General features: G+C 58.9%; 22 protein-coding genes. All 22 read left to right on the top strand.

All coding sequences use genetic code 11. The features are described from left to right. The first annotated feature begins 1 nt into the window (after nucleotide 1). Nucleotides 2-871, top strand: coding sequence for an orotidine-5'-phosphate decarboxylase (gene pyrF / locus HMPREF2849_RS04085; RefSeq protein ID WP_070438379.1), 870 nt, complete (start codon nucleotides 2-4; stop codon nucleotides 869-871). Between the two features lie 421 nt (nucleotides 872-1,292). Then, a complete protein-coding gene (gene mihF, locus HMPREF2849_RS04080; protein ID WP_016422714.1) occupies nucleotides 1,293-1,619 on the top strand; it encodes an integration host factor, actinobacterial type in 327 nt (108 codons plus the stop codon). A gap of 5 nt (nucleotides 1,620-1,624) precedes the next feature. Further along, on the top strand, nucleotides 1,625-2,197 hold the full coding sequence (gene gmk / locus HMPREF2849_RS04075) for a guanylate kinase (protein WP_070438382.1): 573 nt from the start codon (nucleotides 1,625-1,627) through the stop codon (nucleotides 2,195-2,197). Between the two features lie 117 nt (nucleotides 2,198-2,314). After that, entirely contained in the window at nucleotides 2,315-2,593 is a 279-nt protein-coding gene (gene rpoZ / locus HMPREF2849_RS04070; RefSeq protein ID WP_005510796.1) for a DNA-directed RNA polymerase subunit omega, read from the top strand. A gap of 27 nt (nucleotides 2,594-2,620) precedes the next feature. Beyond that, the gene (gene coaBC, locus HMPREF2849_RS04065; RefSeq protein ID WP_049190762.1) at nucleotides 2,621-3,901 is read left to right on the top strand and encodes a bifunctional phosphopantothenoylcysteine decarboxylase/phosphopantothenate--cysteine ligase CoaBC; all 1,281 of its coding nucleotides are present in this window, start codon (nucleotides 2,621-2,623) and stop codon (nucleotides 3,899-3,901) included. 118 nt (nucleotides 3,902-4,019) lie between these two features. Next, a complete protein-coding gene (gene metK / locus HMPREF2849_RS04060; RefSeq protein ID WP_048731861.1) occupies nucleotides 4,020-5,237 on the top strand; it encodes a methionine adenosyltransferase in 1,218 nt (405 codons plus the stop codon). Between the two features lie 49 nt (nucleotides 5,238-5,286). Next, a complete protein-coding gene (locus HMPREF2849_RS04055) occupies nucleotides 5,287-7,323 on the top strand; it encodes a primosomal protein N' (RefSeq protein ID WP_070862631.1) in 2,037 nt (678 codons plus the stop codon). Nucleotides 7,324-7,383: 60 nt separating this feature from the next. Continuing rightward, nucleotides 7,384-7,887, top strand: a complete 504-nt coding sequence (def, locus tag HMPREF2849_RS04050; protein WP_016422719.1) for a peptide deformylase — start codon at nucleotides 7,384-7,386, stop codon at nucleotides 7,885-7,887. 94 nt (nucleotides 7,888-7,981) lie between these two features. Continuing rightward, nucleotides 7,982-8,956, top strand: a complete 975-nt coding sequence (gene fmt, locus HMPREF2849_RS04045) for a methionyl-tRNA formyltransferase (protein ID WP_016422720.1) — start codon at nucleotides 7,982-7,984, stop codon at nucleotides 8,954-8,956. After that, complete coding sequence (locus tag HMPREF2849_RS04040; protein WP_016422721.1) at nucleotides 8,957-10,414, top strand: RsmB/NOP family class I SAM-dependent RNA methyltransferase; 1,458 nt, start codon at nucleotides 8,957-8,959, stop codon at nucleotides 10,412-10,414. It begins immediately after the preceding gene. 11 nt (nucleotides 10,415-10,425) lie between these two features. Continuing rightward, nucleotides 10,426-11,094, top strand: coding sequence for a ribulose-phosphate 3-epimerase (gene rpe / locus HMPREF2849_RS04035; protein ID WP_016422722.1), 669 nt, complete (start codon nucleotides 10,426-10,428; stop codon nucleotides 11,092-11,094). Between the two features lie 16 nt (nucleotides 11,095-11,110). Further along, a complete protein-coding gene (gene ribD / locus HMPREF2849_RS04030; protein ID WP_070862630.1) occupies nucleotides 11,111-12,163 on the top strand; it encodes a bifunctional diaminohydroxyphosphoribosylaminopyrimidine deaminase/5-amino-6-(5-phosphoribosylamino)uracil reductase RibD in 1,053 nt (350 codons plus the stop codon). 69 nt (nucleotides 12,164-12,232) lie between these two features. Beyond that, nucleotides 12,233-12,820 carry a riboflavin synthase gene (locus HMPREF2849_RS04025; protein WP_070567147.1) on the top strand — a complete coding sequence of 196 codons (588 nt, stop codon included), beginning with the start codon at nucleotides 12,233-12,235 and terminating at the stop codon, nucleotides 12,818-12,820. 11 nt (nucleotides 12,821-12,831) lie between these two features. Then, a complete protein-coding gene (locus HMPREF2849_RS04020) occupies nucleotides 12,832-14,094 on the top strand; it encodes a bifunctional 3,4-dihydroxy-2-butanone-4-phosphate synthase/GTP cyclohydrolase II (RefSeq protein ID WP_070567144.1) in 1,263 nt (420 codons plus the stop codon). After that, on the top strand, nucleotides 14,095-14,577 hold the full coding sequence (ribH, locus tag HMPREF2849_RS04015) for a 6,7-dimethyl-8-ribityllumazine synthase (protein ID WP_048731874.1): 483 nt from the start codon (nucleotides 14,095-14,097) through the stop codon (nucleotides 14,575-14,577). A gap of 2 nt (nucleotides 14,578-14,579) precedes the next feature. Next, a complete protein-coding gene (locus HMPREF2849_RS04010) occupies nucleotides 14,580-15,074 on the top strand; it encodes a PH domain-containing protein (RefSeq protein ID WP_070862629.1) in 495 nt (164 codons plus the stop codon). Between the two features lie 29 nt (nucleotides 15,075-15,103). Further along, nucleotides 15,104-17,152 (top strand): excinuclease ABC subunit UvrC, encoded by a 2,049-nt coding sequence (gene uvrC, locus HMPREF2849_RS04005; protein WP_070862628.1) that lies wholly within the window; start codon nucleotides 15,104-15,106, stop codon nucleotides 17,150-17,152. Between the two features lie 112 nt (nucleotides 17,153-17,264). After that, nucleotides 17,265-18,155, top strand: a complete 891-nt coding sequence (rapZ, locus tag HMPREF2849_RS04000; protein ID WP_005510809.1) for an RNase adapter RapZ — start codon at nucleotides 17,265-17,267, stop codon at nucleotides 18,153-18,155. Between the two features lie 23 nt (nucleotides 18,156-18,178). Then, nucleotides 18,179-19,126 (top strand): gluconeogenesis factor YvcK family protein, encoded by a 948-nt coding sequence (gene yvcK / locus HMPREF2849_RS03995; protein ID WP_048731879.1) that lies wholly within the window; start codon nucleotides 18,179-18,181, stop codon nucleotides 19,124-19,126. 191 nt (nucleotides 19,127-19,317) lie between these two features. Continuing rightward, nucleotides 19,318-20,316 carry a DNA-binding protein WhiA gene (gene whiA, locus HMPREF2849_RS03990; RefSeq protein WP_049190810.1) on the top strand — a complete coding sequence of 333 codons (999 nt, stop codon included), beginning with the start codon at nucleotides 19,318-19,320 and terminating at the stop codon, nucleotides 20,314-20,316. A gap of 183 nt (nucleotides 20,317-20,499) precedes the next feature. Then, nucleotides 20,500-21,504, top strand: a complete 1,005-nt coding sequence (gap, locus tag HMPREF2849_RS03985; protein ID WP_048731894.1) for a type I glyceraldehyde-3-phosphate dehydrogenase — start codon at nucleotides 20,500-20,502, stop codon at nucleotides 21,502-21,504. A gap of 110 nt (nucleotides 21,505-21,614) precedes the next feature. Continuing rightward, nucleotides 21,615-22,826 (top strand): phosphoglycerate kinase, encoded by a 1,212-nt coding sequence (gene pgk, locus HMPREF2849_RS03980; RefSeq protein ID WP_070547090.1) that lies wholly within the window; start codon nucleotides 21,615-21,617, stop codon nucleotides 22,824-22,826. The last annotated feature ends 21 nt before the right edge of the window (nucleotides 22,827-22,847 follow it).

Genomic DNA, 22,847 nt, shown 5'->3' with positions numbered 1-22,847 from the left:
CATGACCGCGAAGGCTGAAGGTTCCGCAGTGCGGACAGTCAAAGGTTTCGGCGATCGCCTCAGCGAGGTTGTCGCCGAGCGCGGTCGGCTCTGCGTGGGCATCGACCCGCACCCGGGGCTGCTGGATGCCTGGCAGTTGCCGCATTCGGCTGACGGTCTAGAGCGTTTTGCCGCCACATGCGTCGAGGCGTTCGGTGACATCGTTGCCGTCGTCAAGCCCCAGGTGGCGTTCTTCGAAGCCTACGGTTCCAAGGGCTTTGCCGTCCTGGAGCGGACGTTGGCGGATCTGAAGGACGCCGGTGCGCTGTCGATTGCAGATGCCAAGCGGGGCGATATCGGTTCGACGATGGCTGCATACGCTGATGCCTGGCTGTCGGATAGCTCGCCGCTAGCCGCCGACGCACTGACGGTATCTCCGTACCTTGGGTTCGGTGCTCTTGATCCGGCGTTTTCGTTGGCGTTGGAGAACGGACGCGGCCTGTTCGTGCTGGCCGCAACGTCCAATCCGGAAGGTGCGTCCGTACAGAAGGCGACGGTTTCGGGTGAGAGTCTGGCTCAGACCATGGTCAACCAGGCAGCCGCTATTAATGCCCGCCAGATTGACGCTGGTGCAAAGGCGGGCAGCATCGGCGTTGTTGTTGGCGCAACGCTTGACGACGCCCCGGTGCTCAGTGACCTGCGTGGTCCCATTCTCATGCCCGGTGTGGGAGCTCAGGGTGGAACCCCGGCCGATGTAGATCGTCTGGCAGGGGAATCCAAGGGGCTTGCACTGCCAAATATTTCGCGTGCAATTCTCTCCGCTGGGCCTGATCCTGCTGCGCTGCGGCGCGCAACTATTGAAGCTGCGGCTCCGTTCCTATCCGAGAGTTAGCAGCGAATCGACAATTTGGCAGAGGCCCGCAGGGCGCACCTCATAGAACAGGTGCCCCTGCGGGCTTCTTCCGTACCTAGCTGCCGAGATTTTCCTAATGAGCCTCAGGTGGCGGCGGAGTAGGTATAGGCAAGTTACTGTGACGATTCCTGGGAGATTTCGTACAAAAACCGTGGTCAATTTCCATTCTCCTGGGCAAACGGTGCTACAATCGCCGGAGTTGGTTGACCACGACCGAAAGGTGGGGCGGATAAAGCCCTGGTGTCATTTTTATCGACACCCCGTCAGCATTTGCCTCAACAACCGGTAAGTGCGGTACGGTCTCCAATCGTTAAGCACGGTGTCGTTGCCTGCCCTTGGTGGACGCGAGGCTCGTGCAAGTAAATAAGAAACTAACCAATCTATTTTTACGGAGGAACACGTGGCCCTTCCGCAGTTGACCCCGGAGCAGCGTGCAGCAGCACTCGAGAAGGCAGCTCAGGCCCGCAAGGTACGCGCAGAGCTCAAGGACAAGCTGAAGCGTGGCGCTATCGACCTGCCAGAGGTTCTCAAGCAGGCTGACGAGAACGAGATCATCGGCAAGATGAAGGTCTCCGCTCTGCTCGAGGCTCTGCCGAAGGTCGGCAAGGTCAAGGCACAGGACATCATGAATGACCTGGAGATTGCTCAGACCCGCCGCCTGCGTGGCCTGGGTGACCGTCAGCGTCGCGCTCTGCTGGAGCGCTTCGGCTACGCAGTGGAGGACTAGTCGCAGTGGCCGGGAATGAAAACGGTCAGCTGGTAGTCCTTGCCGGCCCTGCCGGTGTGGGAAAATCCACTGTTGTCAGTCGGCTCCGTGCCGAGGTTCCCGGACTGTACTTCAGCGTTTCCATGACCACCCGCGCCGCACGGCCGGGTGAGGTCGATGGCCGCGACTATTTCTTCGTGACCCCGGAGAAGTTCCAACAGCATATTGATGCAGGAGAGATGCTCGAGTGGGCTGAAATCCACGGTGGTCTGCAGCGTTCTGGAACGCCGCGTGGCCCGGTGGATAAAGCTCTCGCCGAGGGACGTCCGGTACTCGTTGAGGTGGATCTGGCGGGAGCCCGCTCCATCCGTAAGGTAGCGCCGAATGCTCACCTGCTGTTCTTGGCTCCGCCAAGCTGGGAGATTCTCGTCAGCAGGCTCACTGGTCGTGGCACGGAAACCGAGGCGCAAGTCAAGCGTCGCCTGGAAACCGCGCGAGTGGAAATGGATGCTCAGCACGAATTCGATGAGGTTGTTGTCAACGACAATGTCGATGATGCTGTGGCGGCCATCGCTCAGGCGCTGACTACTGGCAAGTAACAGGGCGACTCCACATCATCGATAGTAGAAATCGTTTCCAAGCAATGGTGTTTCTATTGCTCCGACGGTTTCTATTGTCACCCCAGTAACTCACGTTCTATTGAGGAAAGATTTCTCGTGACCCAGGAAAATACCGCCACCGAGGCAGTGTTCGACCCGCCAATTGGTATTACCAATCCGCCGATCGATGAGCTGCTTGGTAAGGCTTCTTCGAAGTACGCTCTGGCTATCTTCGCTGCCAAGCGTGCACGCCAGATTAATGACTACTACCAGCAGATTGACGAAGGCATGCTGGAGTACGTTGGCCCGCTGGTTACTCCGGGGGTCGCTGAGAAGCCTCTGTCCATCGCTCTTCGTGAAATCAACGCTGGTCTGCTGGACCACACTGAGGGCTAGAGCATTTCCTTAAGGGGAGATATCTGTATGCATGCCGCCGGTAATGCTGACGTATCCGAATGTTTAAAGGTTGTCGTCGGGGTTGCCGGCGGCATCGCTGCATATAAGGCCGCACACGTTGTTCGTGGCTTCAAGGAACTCGGTCACGATGTTCGCGTCGTTCCCACCGAGTCCGCATTGAATTTTGTAGGTGCGGCTACTTTCGAGGCGCTGTCGGGGAACCCGGTGTCGACTACGGTTTTTGACGCAGTCGATGAAGTTCAGCATGTCCGCGTGGGGCAGGAGGCCGACCTCGTCGTCGTGGTTCCCGCGACTGCCGACTTTATGGCGCGTGCCGCACACGGGCGTGCCGACGACCTTCTCACCGCAACTTTGCTTGTGGCGACCTGCCCGGTGGTTCTGGCTCCTGCCATGCACACTGAGATGTGGAACCATCCAGCTACGCGCGATAATATCGCGATTCTTCGTCGCCATGGCACTATTGTCCTCGATCCGGCCCATGGCCGTTTGACTGGTAAGGACACTGGTCCAGGTCGTCTGCCGGAGCCAGAGCAGATAGTTTCGCTGGCATTAGCGGCAGTCGAGAATCCGCGCCACTTCCGCCGCGACTTCGAGGGCGTGCGCTTCATGATTACTGCCGGTGGCACCCGTGAGGCTATCGACCCGGTACGTTTTATCGGCAACCACTCCTCAGGGCGTCAGGGCTTCGCGCTAGCGGAGATGGCAGCACAGCGTGGCGCTCAGGTCACTGTGGTGGCAGGACATACAGATCAGTTGCCGACACCGCTGGGCGCGAATGTTGTAAAGGTTGATTCCACTTTGGAGATGGCCAAGGCCGCCCACGAACACTCCAAGTTGGCCGATGTCTGCATTTTTGCCGCTGCCGTCGCCGACTTCCGTCCGGCATCGACCGCTGGGGCCAAGATGAAGAAGGGCGTCGCAGACGACGCTTTGAGCAACATCCAGCTCGTAGAAAACCCTGACATTCTGGCTACCACTGTGGAGCGTCGTAAAGCGGGCGAGATTCCGGCAACCACGACGATGGTGGGCTTTGCGGCTGAGACCGGCGACGAGACGACGACGCCACTCGAGCTTGCGAAGCAGAAAATTGTGCGCAAGGGCTGCGATTTGCTCATGTGTAACGACGTCTCAGGTGGGCAAACTTTCGGTGCGACGGACAATGTCGGATGGTTGTTGTCTCTCGATGGCGAGCAGTGGGACGTGCCGCGGGGCTCAAAATTCTCGGTGGCCGGTTCGATTTTGGATGCAGTTTCCGAGCTGCGACAGGAACCTCAGCCAGCGGAGTAGCGGAGGCCTACTACGGCGACTGAACCGCTTGGTCTATAATTATCGAATCAAACGAAAACCCACGCCGCAGCGACATCGCAGGGCTGGGGAAATGATCTAGAAGAAAGTTGTACTGCTCGTGGCCTCTAATCTTCGGCTGTTTTCCAGTGAATCTGTTACCGAGGGGCACCCAGATAAGATTTGCGACTCGATTTCGGACTCCATCCTTGACGCTATGCTCGCGCAGGATTCTGCATCGATGGTCGCCGTTGAGACTGTGGTGACTACCGGTTTAGTCCATGTTGTTGGCGAGGTTCGCACGAAGAGCTACGTTGACATCCCTGGAATTGTCCGGAGTCGACTGAAGGAGATCGGTTTCGATTCTTCTGAAAAGGGCTTTGACGGCAAGACCTGTGGCGTCTCCATTTCGATCGGTGAGCAATCTTCAGACATCCACGACGGTGTGCACACTTCTCTGGAAGCACGCAGCTCTGGTGGCGAAGTCGAAGCAGAAGATCTCAAGGGCGCTGGCGACCAGGGGCTGATGTTCGGCTACGCTACCAACGAAACTCCGGAGTACATGCCGCTACCGATTGCACTGGCGCACCGTCTGGCTCGCCGCTTGACGCAGGTACGCAAGGAAGGCATCGTCCCATCGCTTCGACCGGATGGTAAGACTCAGGTCACCTTCGCTTACGACGAAGACAATAACCCGGTGTACTTGGACACCGTAGTGGTGTCCACGCAGCACGACCCGGATGTGACCCAGGAGTGGATTACCGAGCAGATTAAGACTCACGTAGTCGATTGGGTGCTCGACGACGCTAACTTGCGCGAGCGCTTTGTTACCGAGGAATTGAATCTGCTGGTCAACCCGTCTGGCCAGTTTATTATCGGTGGCCCGATGGGCGATGCCGGCCTGACCGGCCGCAAGATTATCGTCGACACTTATGGCGGTATGGCTCGTCACGGTGGCGGCGCATTCTCGGGTAAGGACCCGTCAAAGGTGGACCGCTCCGGCGCCTATGCCACCCGTTGGGTTGCGAAGAATGCCGTGGCCGCAGGTCTGGCTGACCGCCTGGAGATTCAGGTCGCCTACGCTATCGGCCGCGCTCGCCCGGTAGGCCTTTACGTCGACTCTTTCGGCACCGGTCACGTTTCGGACGACGCCATCCGCGAGGCTATCAACAAGGTCTTCGACCTTCGTCCGGCCGCTATTATTCGTGACCTGGACTTGCTGCGCCCGATTTATGCGCAGACCTCCACCTACGGTCACTTTGGCCGAACTGACTTGGACCTGCCGTGGGAGCAACTCAACCGTGTTGAAGAGCTCCGCGCAGCCGCTGGCCTGGGATAAACACCACCCGCCAGCATGACCCTGGGGTGGGGAAGTAGAGTAAGACTCTATGACCGACGCCCCCTTCGCACCCGCCGCCGCAGCTGAGAAGCTGCCAGTCGCGCGGGTGCTTCCACTTTTGGGGCTGCCGCAGTTGGATCGCCCCTTCGATTACCTGGTTCCGCGCGCGCTAGCGGAGGAAGCGGTTGTCGGTTGCCGCGTGCGGATTCGCTTCCACGGCCAATTGGTCAATGCGCTGGTACTGGAGCGCTGTGCCACGCCCACTCACGACGGCAAACTGTCCTATCTCAAGGATGTCATCAGCTCTGAGGTTGTCTATCCGCCACAGCTTCGACGGTTGGTGGATTTTCTGGCGGAGTATTACGGCGCAACACGCTCAAACATCATTCGATCCGCCATCCCAACCCGTCATGCACGGGCCGAACGTGCCCGCAAGGAGAACATGCCCCCAACGTGGGAGGAATTGGGAAAGCTTGCCACCGAGGATCCGGATCTTTCCGCTTGGGGCAACTATGTCTTCGGCGAATCCTTTGTCGATTCCGTCCGCAAGGGCTCCCCGGCACGCGCAGCGTGGCAGCCAGTTCCAGGGGAACAGGTGGCAGCCATGCTCGCCGCGCTCAGCGTTTCGGTCGCCCGCGATGGTGGCGGTGTTCTCATCATTGTGCCGGACGCACGCATGCAGGCGCGCTTCGAGAGCGCTTTTCGCGAGCTCATTTCTGCCCGTCAGCTCACTCTTCTCGGGGCTGGTCTCGGGCCCGAGTCCCGCTATCGCCGGTACCTGGATATCCTGCACGGCCAGGGGCGCATAGTCGTCGGCACACGTTCGGCAGCGTACGCCCCAGTGCAGAATCTGCGTTTAGCAGTGATTGTCGATGATGGCGATGACAACCTCGTAGACCCCCGCGCACCCTACGTCCACTCTCGCGAGGTGCTGGTCACGCGAAGTGCGCAGGAGGGATGCGCTCTTATTTTTGCATCGTATAGCCGTACAGCAGAGGTGCAGCTGCTGGTCTCCTCAGGTTGGGCGCACAATCTGGTTGCAGGCGCCGACGCCCTGGCTGAATCCATGCCGGAGATGATTGCCTCCACGGACACTTCCGAAGACCCGGATGACGTGAGTAGGGGACGCCTTCCTGCCATCGCTTTTCGACGGGCAAAAGCCGCGCTGCGCGAAGAGCTTCCGATTCTGGTCCAGGTACCCCGCAAGGGATATGTACCGACATTGTCGTGTCGTTCCTGTGGCGCGCCTGCGCGCTGTCGCTGGTGTAACGGTCCACTGGGAATTCCACCGTCCGATAACCCGGACGATCCGGCGCCGCCGACCTGTCGGTGGTGTGGCCGCATCGACATCCACCACCGTTGCCATAGCTGCGGTTCCACCAAGATTCGGCCAGTCGTGGTCGGCAGTGAACGTACGGCGGAAGAGTTTGGTCGTATTTTCAGTCCATTCCCAGTCGTCGCTTCCTCTGGCGAACGGATTGTTGACGACATTCCCGAAGGCCCGAGGGTCGTGGTGGCCACGCCGGGAGCCGAGCCTTATGCGCCGGAGGGCTACGGTGCAGTGATGCTGCTGGACACTTGGGCGATGCTCGGCCGGCAGGACTTGCGCGCTCATGAAGAGGCCTATGCGCATTGGTCTCGAGCTGTCACGCTTGCGCGACCGCGGGAGCGAGGAGGGGCAGTGGTTATCGATGCGGATGCTGCAGTCCCGACTGTGGCCGATCTTCTGGCATGGGACGCGGTAGGCGCTGCGAACAGGGAATTGGCCGACCGTACAGCCGCCACTCTGCCTCCGGCCTTTCACGTGGCAGCGGTGGACGGGACTGAAGAGGGCCTGCGTAACTTCATGGAGTCCCTGGAGGTTCCATCGGGCGCGGAAATCCTGGGGCCGGTAGACCTTCCCCGCAACGCCAGACCACCAGCAGGCGTGGAACCGGGTACACCTATTCAGCGGATGTTGGTGCGCTGTGACCGTCGGCAAGCACGGGCGGTGGGAGCGGCGTTGAAGGCAGCACAGGTCGTTCGAGCGACCAGGAAGGACCCGACGCCGGTGCGCGTTGTCGTCGATCCGATTAATTTCGGCTAGCTGCTAAAATGAGCGCGTTATCGCTTGATTCACACCAGTTTTCTTGGAGGCTCTAAGTTCATGGCAGTTCGTGAGGTACGTCTTTTCGGCGATCCGGTGTTGCTGTCCAAGGCGGATACCGTCACTGATTTCGACGCGACGCTGTCGCACCTGATTGATGACATGTTCGACACGATGGACGAGCAACAGGGCGTCGGGCTCGCGGCAAACCAGGTCGGCGTGCTGCAGCGCGTTTTCGTCTACGACTGCAACGGCACCCGCGGGCACATCGTCAATCCGGAATGGGAAGCCATCGGCGACGAGACTGTCCACGAAATCGAAGGATGCCTATCTATCCCGGGTATTAATGGACCCGTGACTCGACACGCACGTGTGCGCGTTACTGGCCAGGATCGCCACGGCACACCGGTGAGCTTCGAAGCTGATGATTTGCTGGCTCGCTGTGTGCAGCATGAAAGCGACCACCTGGATGGTGTGCTGTTTTTGAAGCGTCTCGAGGGCGACGAGCGCAAGACCGCGATGCGTTCTCTGCGTGAGCAGGACTGGTTCCTCAACCGCGGTTAACTCACCTGCGCCTAGACCCCTGGGTGTGGCGCCCCGAGTTTCATCACTAGATTAACTAGAACAACTAGGTCCACCAGGAAGGAATCCACTTACTGTGCGCCTGATTTTTGCCGGAACCCCGGAACCTGCTGTCGTTGCACTGAAGAAGTTGCTCGAAGACTCCCGTCATGAAATCGTCGCTGTTCTCACTCGCCCCGATGCCCGCCGTGGCCGCGGTAAGTCGCTTTCGCCCTCGCCGGTGAAGGCTCTGGCCTTGGAACACGACATTCCCGTGCTCACCCCGACGACCCTGCGCGATGAAGAGATCCAGCAGCAGATCCGCGAATTAAACGCCGACTGCATCCCGGTGGTCGCCTACGGCAATCTCGTGCCGGAGGAATTGCTCGATGTACCGACGCACGGCTGGGTCAATCTGCATTTCTCACTGCTTCCTGCTTGGCGAGGTGCCGCGCCGGTGCAGGCAGCTATCGCTGCCGGCGATGAAGTCACGGGTGCCAGTACTTTCCGGATTGAAAAGGGTCTGGATACCGGACCAGTTTTCGGTACCGTCACCGAAGCGATTCGCCCGACCGATAATGCCGACGACCTTTTGACCCGCCTGGCATACTCCGGCGCGGATCTTCTAGCCGCCACCATGGACGGCATCGAAGCCGGTGCGTTGCGTCCGACCGCTCAGCCAGAACAGGATGTCAGTTACGCCGCTAAGTTCGGGCCGGAGGATGCCCGAATCGTTTGGACTCAGCCGCGACATCTTCTTGACCGCCGCGCTCGTGCATTCACGCCTGCCCCAGGTGCGTGGACAACTCTCGACGGCGCACGTTTGAAGGTCGGAGAGCTCACCCCGCTTTCCGACGAGGACAGCGCCGCGGTCGACGAGGTGCGAAAGGCAGCTGCTCCGGAGGCGGCAGCCGCCACACCGGGTGAGTTGGTAGTGGAGAAGCACCGAGTATCTGTGCGTTGTGCCGATGGCTATGTGCAGCTGGTGAAGGTGCAGCCACAGGGTAAGAAGATGATGGATGCGTCCGACTGGGCGCGAGGTAGCCAACCCGGCGGAAAGGTCTGCGAGTAAATGGGCAACGACAAACCCCGCCACACCGGTGGCGGACGGCAGCGCGGCAACCGCAGCGGACAGAACCGCAATGACCGCAACCGTAACCGTGACAACAGAGGTGGGGACAATCGCGGTGGCATTGACCAACCGCGCAAGGTCGCACTGAAGGTACTAGCCGACGTTCGCGAGAATGATGCTTACGCGAACCTGCTGCTGCCCAGGTTGCTGAAGGCACACAAGCTCAAGGGTCGGGATGCTGCTTTTGCAACTGAGCTGACGTACGGCACACTGCGGGCGGAAGGCCTGTTGGATGCCGTGATTGAGGCATCGTCGTCACGCCCGTTAAACGATATTGCTGGACCGGTGATGGATGTGTTGCGCCTGGGCACGTACCAGCTGCTGCGTACGCGCGTCGATGCCTACGCGGCGGTCGATACCTCGGTGCGGGCGGTGGCGAAGGTAGCGGGACCTGGTGCGCGCGGCTTTGTCAATGCCATTTTGAGGAAAGTTTCCTCGAAGACCGAAGGCGAATGGGTGGCTGAGGTCGCGCCGGATCCTGCGACCGATCCGATTAGCTACGTAGCGATGAAGCATGCCCACCCGCGCTGGATTGCGATGGAGTTTGCCCGCGCACTCGGTGCACAAGCCGGTGAGCTGCAGCAGGCACTCGCTGCCGACGATGCGCGCCCGTTGGTGCACTTGGTCGCTCGTCCGGGCGAGATTACTGCTGAGGAATTGGCACTGATCACCGGCGGTGAAGAGGGACCGTGGTCGCCGTACTGCGTGCGCTTGGATTCCGGTGCCCCAGGAGAATTGGAGCCGGTCCGACAGGGCTTGGCTGCGGTGCAGGACGAGGGTTCTCAGCTCATTGCGCGTGCCGTCACCATGGCACCCGTTGCCGGTGAAGACAGCGGCCGCTGGTTAGATTTGTGTTCCGGCCCCGGTGGTAAGTCAGCTTTCATCGGCGGCATCGCAGCTATTGAGGGCGCGAAGCTCGACGCTGTTGAGGTATCTGCGACTCGCGCAGAACTGGTGAAGAAGGCCACGGCCGGGCTGCCAGTGACTGTAACCGTTGCGGATGGTCGCGATACCGGGCTGGAGGCAGGCTTTGACCGCATTTTGGTAGACGCGCCGTGCTCTGGTTTGGGCTCGCTTCGCCGTCGCCCGGAAGCGCGCTGGCGGAAGTCGCCGTCCGATCTGAACTCCTTGACTGCGCTGCAGTTTGAACTGCTCAGTGAAGCTGTGCGTCTGGCACGGCCGGGTGGCATCATCGTCTATTCCACGTGTTCTCCGCATCTGCGGGAAACCAGGGGCATTGTCGATAGGGCAGTGACGGAATTGCCGGTGACGGAGCTGAATGCACACGAGTTGGTAGCGCCGATGACTGATGTCGGACCGTATCCATCTGTGCAGATGTGGCCACACCGCCACGGTACCGATGCGATGTTCTTCTCAGTTTTGCGCAAGAACGACTAGGCTCAGAGGTTATGAGCGCACCAATTATTGCCCCGTCCATTCTCGCTGCTGACTTCGCTCGCCTCGACCGCGAGGTTGAGGCTGTAGCCAATGCAGATTGGCTGCATATCGACGTCATGGATGGCCACTTCGTTCCCAACCTGTCCTTCGGCGCTCCGGTGCTGGAGGCCGTAGCTGCGGTGACGGACAAGTACTTGGATGTCCATCTCATGATTGAGAACCCGGAGAAGTGGGTCGACACCTACATTAAGGCGGGGGCGAGCTCCGTTATTTTCCATGTGGAAGCCGTCGACGATGCCATCGCACTGGCACGCCACATTCGTTCCCAGGGCGTGAAGGCCGGGTTCTCGCTGCGCCCGGGTACCCCAATTGAGCCGTGGCTGGATCACCTCGCCGAATTCGACGAGGTGCTGGTCATGAGTGTCGAACCCGGTTTCGGGGGCCAGTCCTTTATGCCGGATCAGCTAACCAAGGTCGAGAAGCTGCGTCAGCGCATTGATGCCGAAGGTCTGGATACTCTGATCGAGATTGACGGTGGTATCTCCGCCAAGACCATCGAATCCGCTGCCGCCGCCGGTTGCGACGCCTTCGTTGCAGGGTCGGCCGTTTTCGGCGCTGATGATCGTGCGGCGGCTGTCGATGAGCTGCGCGCATTGGCCACTACTGCTGCAACTAAGTAGACGGCGGTGAAGCACGGTGGCACAGTTTCCGGATCTCGTCTCCGCACAGCCGCTGACTGACGCTCAAGCTATGGCATTGGCCATAGAAGCCGGCCAGCGAGTTCGGGGCACCACCTATCCCAATCCACCGATTGGTTGCGTCATCCTCGATACCGCAGGGATTGCGGTAGGAGTGGCCGGAACTGAGCCGGTAGGTGGCCGACACGCAGAGCCACAAGCATTAGAAATGGCGGGGGCACGAGCTCAGGGCGGTACTGCAGTGGTCACACTAGAGCCGTGCAATCATATCGGCCGTACACCACCGTGCACCGAGGCACTTGCGGCAGCCGGAGTTTCCCGCGTCATATTTGCGGTCGCCGATCCTAATCCCGTGGCCGCTGGCGGCAGCGAGTGGTTGCGATACAAGGGAATCGACGTGGTCGAGGAGTTCCAACGCAATCGTGTGGCGGATGGCTATCTGCGTCCATGGTTACACTGGCAGCGCACTCGGCGCCCACACATCACGCTGAAGACGGCGGGCACACTTGATGGTTTCGCCGCCGCTACCGACCGCACCTCGCAGTGGATTACGGGGGAGCAGGCGCGGGCACGGGTACATGTAGATCGTGCACGTCGGCAAGCGATTGTCGTCGGAACGGGAACAGTGCTCGCCGACAATCCGCGATTGACCGCGCGCACACCAGACGGCGAGGAGCTGTCAACGCAGCCTCTGCGCATCGCGATTGGCACCTCGGAGGTTGCCGCCGATGCGAATATCCGCGGCGATAGTTTCCGCCACATTCGCACTCACGATGTGGAAGTCGCGCTGGAGACAATGGCGGATATGGGGCTTATTGACGTGCTGGTAGAAGGCGGCCCACGGCTCGCCAGCGCTTTCTTAGAAGCCGATGCTGTCGACGCGATTGAGTCTTACATTGCCCCGGCGTTTCTCGGCGCTGGCCTGCCAGTGACATCGTCCAACCACGAGACCTCCATCACTGACATCTCCCGTTTCCGTACCGTCGCGGTAGAGACTCTGGGGGACGACATTTTGATCACGGCACTCCGCAGTGGCAAAGATCGCGGGTAGACCGGCTAGAGTTAACTTTGTAAAAGTCTTTCATTTTATAACAAACGGTAAAGGATTTTCCTGACCACTATGTTTACGGGAATTGTTGAGGAACTCGGCGAAATTCGCGAAATCGACCGCGAAGCCGATTCCATTACTCTGACCATTCGCGCGACCACCGTGCTTGACGACGTGCACCACGGTGACTCCATTGCTGTCAATGGCGTTTGTTTGACCGTCGTGGAGTTTGGCGATGACTTCTTTACCGCTGATCTCATGCAAGAGACTCTGGATAGGTCGAGTCTCGGCCAGGTTGAGGTCGGTTCCAAGGTCAACCTCGAACGTGCAACCGCAGTAGGGCAACGCCTCGGCGGCCATATCGTGCAGGGACATATCGATGGCACCGGCGAGGTTATTTCGCGCACGCCAGGGGAACGCTGGGAAGTAGTGCGGATTTCTCTGCCGGAGCAGCTCTCCAAGTATGTCGTGGAAAAGGGCTCAATTGCCGTGGATGGCACCTCGTTGACTGTCTCTGCAGTAGGCGAGGGGTTCTTTGAGGTCAGTCTGATACCGACGACGCTGACGGACTCCGTTATTGGTTCGACCGCAGTAGGCACCAAGGTCAATTTGGAAGTCGATGTGCTAGCCAAGTACGTCGAGAAAATGTTGGAAAGATAAGCTACAAGACTGTGATTAAGTTCGATTCTGTTGAACGGGCCATTGCGGACATCGCAGCCGGTAAGGCCGTGGTCGTCGTCGACGATGAAGATCGTGAGAACGAGGGCGACATTATCTTCGCCGCAGAGAAGGCAACGCCTGAACTTGTTGCCTTTATGGTTCGCTATTCCTCTGGTTACATCTGTGCACCGCTGACCGCCGAGGACTGCGAGCGTCTGAATTTGCCACCGATGGTGTCGGAGAATGAGGATGCCCGCGGTACCGCATATACAGTGACCGTGGATGCCAACACCGGTACGACCGGCATTTCCGCCACAGATCGTGCGAACACCATTCGTACTCTGGCTGACCCCACGTCCAGCCCGCACGATTTCACCCGACCGGGACACGTGGTTCCGTTGCGAGCTCGCGATGGTGGCGTCCTCGTCCGTGCCGGCCACACCGAGGCTGCGGTCGATCTCGCCCGCCTGGCAGGGCTTCGTCCTGCCGGTGTGCTGTGTGAGGTTGTCTCCGAGGAAGACCCGACCGGCATGGCTCGCGCGGAGGAACTACGTCGCTTCTGCGACGAGCACGATTTAGCGCTGATTTCCATCGAGCAGCTGATTGAATACCGTCGCCACAACGAGCACTTGATTGAGCGCGTTGTCGAAACCAAGCTGCCGACCGACTACGGCGAGTTCCGTGCCATTGGTTACCGCAGCCTTATCGACGGTGTCGAGCATGTCGCTCTCGTTGTGGGGGATGTGTCTTCCAACGATGGCCAGGATGTCCTCGTGCGTGTGCACTCCGAATGCCTCACCGGTGACGCATTGGGATCTCGCCGCTGCGACTGCGGTCAGCAGCTGCACAACTCCATGCGCATGGTCCACGAAGCGGGGCGCGGCGTCATTCTCTACATGCGCGGTCACGAAGGCCGAGGCATTGGTCTGATGCCGAAGCTGCAGGCCTACCACTTGCAAGATGAAGGCGCTGACACCGTTGATGCCAATCTTGCGCTCGGTTTGCCGTCGGATGCACGTGAGTACGGCACTGGTGCACAGATTCTGCAGGATCTTGGGGTCACCTCTATGGCGCTGCTGACGAACAATCCGACCAAGCGTGCCGGCCTAGGTGGTTATGGACTGGAGATGAGCCGCCGGGTACCGGTGCCAGTTGAGGTCAACGAGGATAACTTGAAATACTTGTTGACAAAGCGCGAACGCATGGGCCATGAGCTCCCTTGGTTGGATGAGTACATGGAGACCCACGGCATTTCGACAGAAGGAGCACAGTAGATGAGTGGCGCAGGTCTTCCTGAAATTTCCGTTCCCGATTCCACTGGTGTGACAGTCGGTCTGGTCACCTCTCACTGGAACGAGGAGATTACTGGGCAGCTTCGTCGTGAAGCGCTGGCCCAGGCCGAGGAGGTCGGCGCTGTAGTTACGGATGTGACTGTCGTCGGTGCTCTGGAGATTCCGGTTGTGGTGCAACAGCTCGCCCGAACTCACGACGCCGTGGTGGCGCTGGGGTGCGTTATCCGCGGTGGTACGCCGCACTTCGACTATGTCTGCGACTCGGTGACTGAGGGCCTGACGCGGATCGCACTGGACTGTGAAACGCCAGTTGGCAATGGTGTGTTGACCTGCAACACTGAACAGCAGGCAATTGATCGTGCCGGCGGTGAGGGCGCCGCGGAGAATAAAGGTCGCGAGGCCATGGCCGCAGCGCTGCACACCGTCGCAGTGTTGAAGTCCCTTCGTGAAGGTGGAGCTGAGTGAGAATGGGTAACTCCGAACGCCACAGCAATTCGACTGCCGTCGACACCGGTAGCGAAGACAAATGGCTGTTGGAAATCACCTCGCAAAAGCTGCGTCTGTGGGCGATTATCGCTGCAGTTGTGGTTTTCGCTATCCATATCTTCATGGGTATCGTGGTGGACTTTGGTAACACCGGAGCTTCGGTGACCTTTATTGACCAGCTGGCTTTCCCAATGATTGGTTTGATCATCGCCGGGGTAATCCTGCTGCTGACTCGGGCTCGCGTTCGCGTAAATGCCAGGGGTGTGGAAGTCCGCAATCTACTCAATGCGAAGTTTTACCCGTGGGTCGATATCTACGGCCTGAGTTTTCCAAAGAAGTCCCGCTGGGCTCGCTTGGAGCTGCCTGACTTTGAGTTTGTGCCGATGCTCGCGATCCAGTCGGCCGACGGCAACCGCGTCGTGGAAGACATCCGCCGGTTCCGTGAACTTGAAGACAAGTTCATGCCGGAGGACTAACCCAAGGACATGTTTTAAGGACACCGTAAGTGACTGACCCTTCTCAGTACCGTCCCGCCCCCGGCACCATTCCCACGGAGCCGGGGGTGTACCGTTTTCTCGATTCAACCGGGCGCGTTCTCTACGTCGGCAAGGCGAAGAATCTCCGTGCGCGTTTGTCTAACTATTTCCAGGACTTAACTCGGCTGCATCCCCGCACCCGTCAGATGGTGCAGTCCGCTTCGAAGGTGACGTGGACTGTTGTCCACAATGAGGTCGAAGCGCTGCAGTTGGAGTACACCTGGATCAAGCGCTTTAATCCGCGGTTCAACGTGATGTACCGCGACGATAAGTCGTATCCGATGTTGGCCGTCAGCGTTGGAGAGCTGTACCCGCGGCTCTTTCTCTACCGAGGACCGCGCCGGAAGGGCGTGCGTTATTTCGGGCCTTATTCACACGCGTGGGCTATCCGAGAAACCCTCGACTTGCTGACACGAGTTTTCCCGGCCCGCACTTGTTCCAAGGGTGTCTTCAACCGGCAGCAGGCCCTGGGGCGGCCCTGTTTGCTCGGCTATATCGACAAATGCTCGGCGCCTTGTGTCGGCCGTGTCAGTGCCGAGGAACATCGCGAAATTGTCCGTGGTTTTACCAGCTTCATGTCGGGAAATACGGGCCCGGTCACGAGGCGCTTGAAGAAGGAAATGGAGGAAGCTGCCGGCGAGTTAGACTTCGAGCGCGCCGCTAGTCTGCGCGACAACCTCGCTGCCATCGACAAGGTCATGGAGCGGCAGTCAGTCGTGCTTTCCGACGCCGCCGATGCCGATTTTATTGCGCTAGCAACCGACGAACTGGAAGCGGCCGTGCAGATTTTCCATGTTCGGGCAGGACGTATTTACGGTCAGCGCGGCTGGGTAGTGGAGAAGTCCGGCGAATACGCGACTACGGAGTTTCGAGAGGGAGAAACTGACCCCAGTTTGGGTGGGCTGCTAACGCAGTTCCTGACACAGTTCTATGGCGATGCCGCCAAGCACGCGGATGTCGACGGCGATGAATCGACCACTGCCGCCCAGGTTGTGCCACGCGAAATTCTCGTCCAGGCCACGCCCGACGATCTTGAGGAGGTTGCTGCATTTTTGGCCGATATTCGTGGCACCAATGTGGACATTCGGGTCCCGCAGCGCGGTGACAAGCGGACGCTCATGGAGACCGTGCAGAAAAATGCAGCTGAAGCGCTGCGCCAGCACAAGCTAAAGCGAAGTGGAGATTTAACTACTCGATCGCAGGCTCTCTCCGAACTTCAGGACGCGCTGTTTATGGATGAAGCGCCGCTGCGTATCGAATGCACTGACATCTCGCATATTCAGGGCACCGATGTGGTGGCCTCGTTGGTGGTCTTCGAGGATGGATTGCCCAAGAAGTCCGACTATCGCCGCTACCGTATCAAGGATGCAGCGGGTGACGGTCGCTCCGACGACGTCGGCTCCATCGCTGAGGTGGTGCGCCGTCGTTTTCTGCGCCATAACGAGGACAAGCTCGCCATGCCCGATGATGCCAGCGAAATGTTCGTCGAGGAGACGACTGATGCCGTCGATGAGCAGTCGAGGAGTAGCCGCAAGTTTGCCTACCCGCCACAGTTGTTCATCGTCGACGGTGGTGCACCGCAGGTCGCAGCCGCTCAGGCGGTCCTCGATGAACTCGAGGTCACCGATGTGACGTTGGTGGGGATTGCCAAGCGCTTAGAAGAGCTGTGGATTCCCGACGACGATGAGCCACTCATTCTGCCGCGCAATTCGGAGGCGATGTACCTTATTCAGCGAATTCGTGATGAGGCGCACCGCTTTGCCATTAATTATCACCGTCAGCAGCGATCTAAACGCATGCGCTCGTCGGTGCTTGATGGCATTAAGGGGCTGGGGCCAGCACGCCGCAGTGAGTTGGTCAAGCACTTTGGTTCCGTTGCGGCGCTGAAGAAGGCCAGCGTCGTGCAGATAGAAGAAGTGGCTGGTTTCGGGCCGATGCTCGCGAAAACTGTTTACGATTACCTCCATCCAGACGAGAAGTCGTCAGAACCAAACTCGGATGTCGGTCCGGGAGAGTAGGCGTAGAAGTAGGTAAACAAGTGGCTAAAACCGCACTTGAAACAGTGCTAGCGGGTTTACTTCCGCTAGTAAAACCGAGAGCGGTTGGCCGAAATTGTATTAGAGTGATGGCATGATTACTTCGGGTTATTCCCCTCAGGCTGAAAAGTCACTTGTGTTGATTACCGGCATGTCCGGTTCCGGACGCAATACGGCCGCCAGCGTCTTGGAGGAGATGGGCTGGTATGTCGCAGACAACCTGCCCCCGGAGTTGATTATGCGCATGGTCGAGTTGTCGTTTGAGGCGGACTCTCCAGTAGAGCGCCTCGCTATCGTCACCGACGTTCGCTCGCGCGCATTCGCGGGCAGTTTGGGGGAGGTGCTCGACGGACTCCGCAATGAGGGGCGCCAGCCCTATGTCATCTTCTTTGATGCTAACGACGACACCCTCATCGCCCGCTACGACTCAGTCCGCCGCACACATCCGCTGCAGGAAAATGGCACGCTTTCACAGGGTATTGCAGCTGAACGTCAGATGCTGCTGCCCATAAAGGGCATGTCGGATTTAGTAGTGGATACCTCTGACATGAGCGTGCACGATTTGCGCCGTGAGTTAGAGCATCAGCTGTCGGATACCGCTAGCAAGATTCAACAGATTACCATCGAGTCCTTTGGGTTTAAGCACGGTGCACCGCGCGATGCCGACATGCTTTTCGACGTCCGTTTTCTCCCCAACCCCTATTGGGTACCTGAGCTGCGTGCGGGCCGCGGTACCAACAAAGCAGTGGCCGACTACGTACTGTCCCAACCGGAGTCTCAGGGGTTTTTGGACAACGTCACAAACTTGATTGAATTGGTTTTGCCCGGTTACCGGCGTGAGGGCAAGGGTTTTATGACTATCGCTGTGGGATGCACCGGAGGCCATCACCGAAGTGTGGCCATGTCGGAGGCGCTGGCTAAGAAGCTCGAGGGAGTTTCCGGGATCAACGTCAACGTCGTCCACCGCGATATTGACCGCAATTAGCGGTTTTCGTGGAGGTGTAGAAATTGACATCAATTACCAGTCTGGGTGGCGGTCATGGTCTATTTGCCACGCTGAGAGCTGACCGTCAGGTTGCGGACCATGTCACAGCGGTGGTCACAGTTGCCGACGACGGCGGATCCTCGGGTCGCCTTCGTCGTGAGCTGGGGCAGATTCCCCCTGGAGACCTTCGCATGGCACTCGCCGCGCTTTCCGCAGATACGGAAAAAGGCGATCTGTGGGAAAAGACACTGCAGCACCGCTTTGGCGGAACTGGCGCACTGGCAGGGCATGCGATTGGCAATCTGATTATCGCTGGCCTCACTAGTGTGATGGGAAATGAAGTCGACGCGCTTGACGAAATTGGCCGGTTGCTGCAAATCCGGGGTCGAGTCGTGCCCATGTCGCCGATCCCGCTAGAGATTGAGGCCGAAGTCGTTGGCTTGGAGCAGGATGCTCGCGTTGTGCGCCAGGTCCGTGGCCAGGTCGCAGTGGCCACGACACCTGGCCAGGTGCGCCGAATCCGGCTGATTCCTGAGACTCCGCCGGCATCCGAGGAGGCCATTGAAGCTATCCTCAATGCCGATTTGGTGACGCTGGGTCCGGGTTCGTGGTTTACTTCGGTTCTGCCACATCTTCAGGTGCCCGGGCTGCGGGATGCTCTGCAAGAAACCAATGCCACAACCGTCGTGGTGCTGAATCTTGTCGCCGAGCCGGGGGAGACCGCCGGTTTTTCTTCCGAACGGCACATCCATATGCTCACGCAGCATGCACCTAACTTGAAGCTCAATTACGTGCTTGTCGACGACAACACGCCGCTCGCGGATACCGAACGAGAATACCTGCAGCGAGCGGCGGATAGCCTAGACGCGCAGGTTGTCTTCGCCGATGTGCAAGAAGTTGATGACCACGGAGCTCTGACGGGTCGGCATTCGCCGGAGAAACTAGCTGTCGCACTTCGTCAGTTCCTCTAAAGCGTCCGGTCAGTCGAGGGTTTTTATGCATTCTCCTGCGAGGATGCAATAGACAATCAACTAATTGCCACTCGATTGGTTCCGGATACTATCCTTGAGGTTTATTGCTAAAGCTCAAATGGGGTTAATTTTACCTAAATTAACCAGGCCCAAACCCAGCTCGTACACATGAAATGAGGATGGACAGCATCGTGGCATTGACGGCGAAGGTCAAAGACGAACTAGCCCGCGTGTCAGTTTCGCAGGAAAGCGCTCAGGCAGCGGAGATTGCGACCCTGTTCCGCTTCGCAGGAGGACTCCACCTGGTGGCAGGTTCGATTGTGCTGGAGGCTGAGTTGGATTCCGGCGCTGTCGCACGCCGCCTGCGCTCCATGCTGGCCGAACTCTACGATGTCAAAGCCAGCCTCAATGTCTTATCTCCCGGTGGCTTGCGAAAGACCTCGAAGTACATCGTGCGGGTAACTGATGGCGCGGAACTCGTCGTTAGGCAAACTGGCCTGATTGACTCTGCGGGACGTCCCGTACGTGGGCTACCACGCAAGCTGATCATGGGGCAGAAAATTGATCAAGAAGCTGCATGGCGGGGTGCTTTTTTGGCACATGGTTCACTGACTGAGCCGGGGCGTTCCTCAGCTTTGGAAGTCACTGCTCCTTCTGCTGAAGCGGCACTCGCATTGGTGGGATGTGCTCGTAGGCTCGGAATTACGGCTAAGAGCAAGGAGAATAAATCCCGCGGTGGCGATCGCGTAATCATCCGGGAGGGCGATGCAATCGGTGCGCTGCTGACGCGAATGGGAGCCCAGACTACTCGCCTGCAGTGGGAAGAACAGCGTATGCGTCGTGAAGTGCGAGCGACGGCCACCCGCTTGGCAAACTTCGACGATGCCAACCTGCGGCGCTCGGCTCGTGCGGCCGTTATTGCAGCAGCACGAGTAGAGCGTGCATTAGAGATTCTCGGAGACGATGTACCAGACCATTTGGTGTCTGCAGGACAGCTGCGCATCGAGCACAAGCAGGCTTCATTGGAAGAACTTGGGCAGCTGGCAAATCCGCCAATGACCAAGGACGCCGTCGCAGGACGCATCCGCCGTTTGCTCTCCATGGCGGACAAAAGAGCAAACGAACTCGGAATTCCCCCCACAACTGCAGTCGTTACAGACGAACTTTTTGACAAAGAAGTTGACGAGTAAAGCACCTGTTATGCCTAGTCAGGTGCGTAATTTTTGATAAATCTCCGTTTATTTGGGATTTTCGCACCAAACCACCGCTGCGCGAATGAAAAACCCAACGTACACTTCTGTAGTGAACCTGTTGGAGCGCAATCAGCGCCCTGACAAGTGGCATCGATTCGCCAATCCATTAAGGAGATTATTGTGACGGTTCGTGTAGGTATTAACGGTTTTGGTCGCATCGGCCGCAACTTCTTCCGCTCCCTGCTCGCTGCGGGCGCTGACCTGGAAGTCGTTGCTGTAAACGACCTCACTGATAACAAGACCCTGGCTCACCTGCTCAAGTACGACTCCATCATGGGCAAGCTTGACGCAGAGGTCACCTACGACGATGAGTCCCTCACCGTCAACGGCAAGCGCATCGCGGCATACGCTGAGCGCGACCCGAAGGACCTGCCGTGGGGCAAGCACGAGGTCGACATCGTCATTGAGTCCACCGGTTTCTTCACCGATGCCAACGCTGCCAAGGCTCACATCGAGGCTGGCGCCAAGAAGGTCATCATCTCCGCTCCGGCTAAGAACGAAGACGCAACCTTCGTTGTCGGTGTTAACCACACTGACTACGACCCGGAGAAGCACAACATCATTTCGAACGCTTCTTGCACCACCAACTGCCTGGCTCCGATGGCTAAGGTCCTGGACGACAAGTTCGGCATCGAGCGCGGTCTCATGACCACCATCCACGCATACACCGGTGACCAGCGTCTGCACGACGCTCCGCACAAGGACCTGCGTCGCGCCCGCGCTGCTGCACTGAACATTGTTCCGACCTCCACCGGTGCTGCAAAGGCAGTCGCTCTGGTTCTGCCGCAGCTCAAGGGTCTGCTGGACGGCTACGCACTGCGTGTTCCGACCCCGACCGGCTCTGTCACCGACCTGACCTTCACTGCGAAGAGCGAGGTCACCGTCGAGTCCGTCAATGCTGCCATCAAGGAAGCTGCTGAGGGCGAGCTCAAGGGTGTTCTGGGCTACAACGAGGACCCAATCGTTTCCAAGGACATCGAGGGCGACCCGCGTTCCTCGATCTTCGACGCACCGCTGACCAAGGTCATCGGCGATCAGGTCAAGGTTGTCTCCTGGTACGACAACGAGTGGGGCTACTCCAACCGCCTCGTCGACCTGGCTGTCTACGTCGGTGAGCGCCTCTAATAACTCACCTGGTTAATCCCAGACCCCGAACGGGCCGGGGTGGTTGCGCCTGAGTAGGGCACGCCACCCACGGCCCGTTTTTTACACACTTTCACAAGGATTTCATTGAGATGACTGTTAAGACTGTCAAAGACCTGATCAACGAAGGTATTGAAGGCCGTTACGTCCTCGTCCGCTCCGACTTTAACGTTCCGTTGAAGGACGGCGTTATCACCGATCCGGGTCGAATCGATGCTTCGCTGCCCACCCTGTCCGCGCTTGTCGAGGCCGGCGCCAAGGTCGTTGTTATGGCTCACCTGGGTCGCCCGAAGGGCGAGGTTAAGTCCGAGTTCTCCCTGGCCCCGGTCGCTGAGGCGCTATCTGAGCGCCTGGAGCAGTACGTCGCGCTCGCCGGTGATGTCTCCGGTGAGGACGCGCACGAGCGCGCAAATGGTCTGACCGAGGGCGATGTACTCCTGTTGGAGAACGTCCGCTTCGATCCGCGCGAGACCTCCAAGGACGAGGCAGAACGCGCCGAATTCGCAGCCGAGCTGGCCGCACTTGTTCCGGACGGAGCATTTGTTTCCGACGGTTTCGGTGTTGTTCACCGCGCCCAGGCTTCCGTCTTCGACGTCGCTAAGAAGCTGCCGCACTACGCCGGCAACCTGGTTCAGGCTGAGCTTGAAGTTCTGCGCAAGGTCGCAGAGACCCCGGAGAAGCCGTACACCGTCGTGCTCGGCGGTTCCAAGGTTTCCGACAAGCTGGGCGTTATTGAGGCTCTCGCGCCGAAGGTTGACTCCCTGGTCATCGGCGGCGGCATGTGCTTCACCTTCCTGGCTGCCAAGGGCTACGACGTTGGTGCGTCCCTGCTGCAGGAAGAGATGATTGACACCTGTAAGGATCTGCTGGACCTCTACGGCGAAAAGATTGTTCTGCCAACCGACGTAGTCGTGGCCGACAAGTTCGCTGCTGACGCTGAAAACAAGGTCGTCGATGCCACCGAGATTCCGGAAGGCTGGATGGGCCTGGACATCGGATCGGCTTCCGCTGAGGCATTCGGCAAGGTGCTGGCTGAGTCCAAGACTGTGTTCTGGAACGGTCCGATGGGCGTGTTCGAGATGGAGGCTTTCGCAGCTGGTACCCGCGAGGTTGCACAGGCCATCATCGATGCCACCACTAACAACGGTTGCTTCTCCGTCGTCGGTGGCGGCGACTCCGCAGCAGCAGTACGTACTCTGGGGTTGAACGAGGACGGCTTCAGCCACATCTCCACTGGTGGTGGCGCTTCGCTGGAGTTCCTCGAGGGTAAGACTCTGCCGGGCGTCTCCGTCCTGGAAGACTAAGATTTTTCCACCACCGGATTT

Source organism: Corynebacterium sp. HMSC073B01, assembly GCF_001838255.1.
In the GTDB taxonomy this organism is placed as follows: Bacteria; Actinomycetota; Actinomycetes; order Mycobacteriales; family Mycobacteriaceae; genus Corynebacterium; species Corynebacterium jeikeium_D.
The sequence above is the reverse complement of the archived record's forward strand: the minus strand, read 5'-3'. Positions and strand labels throughout refer to the sequence as shown.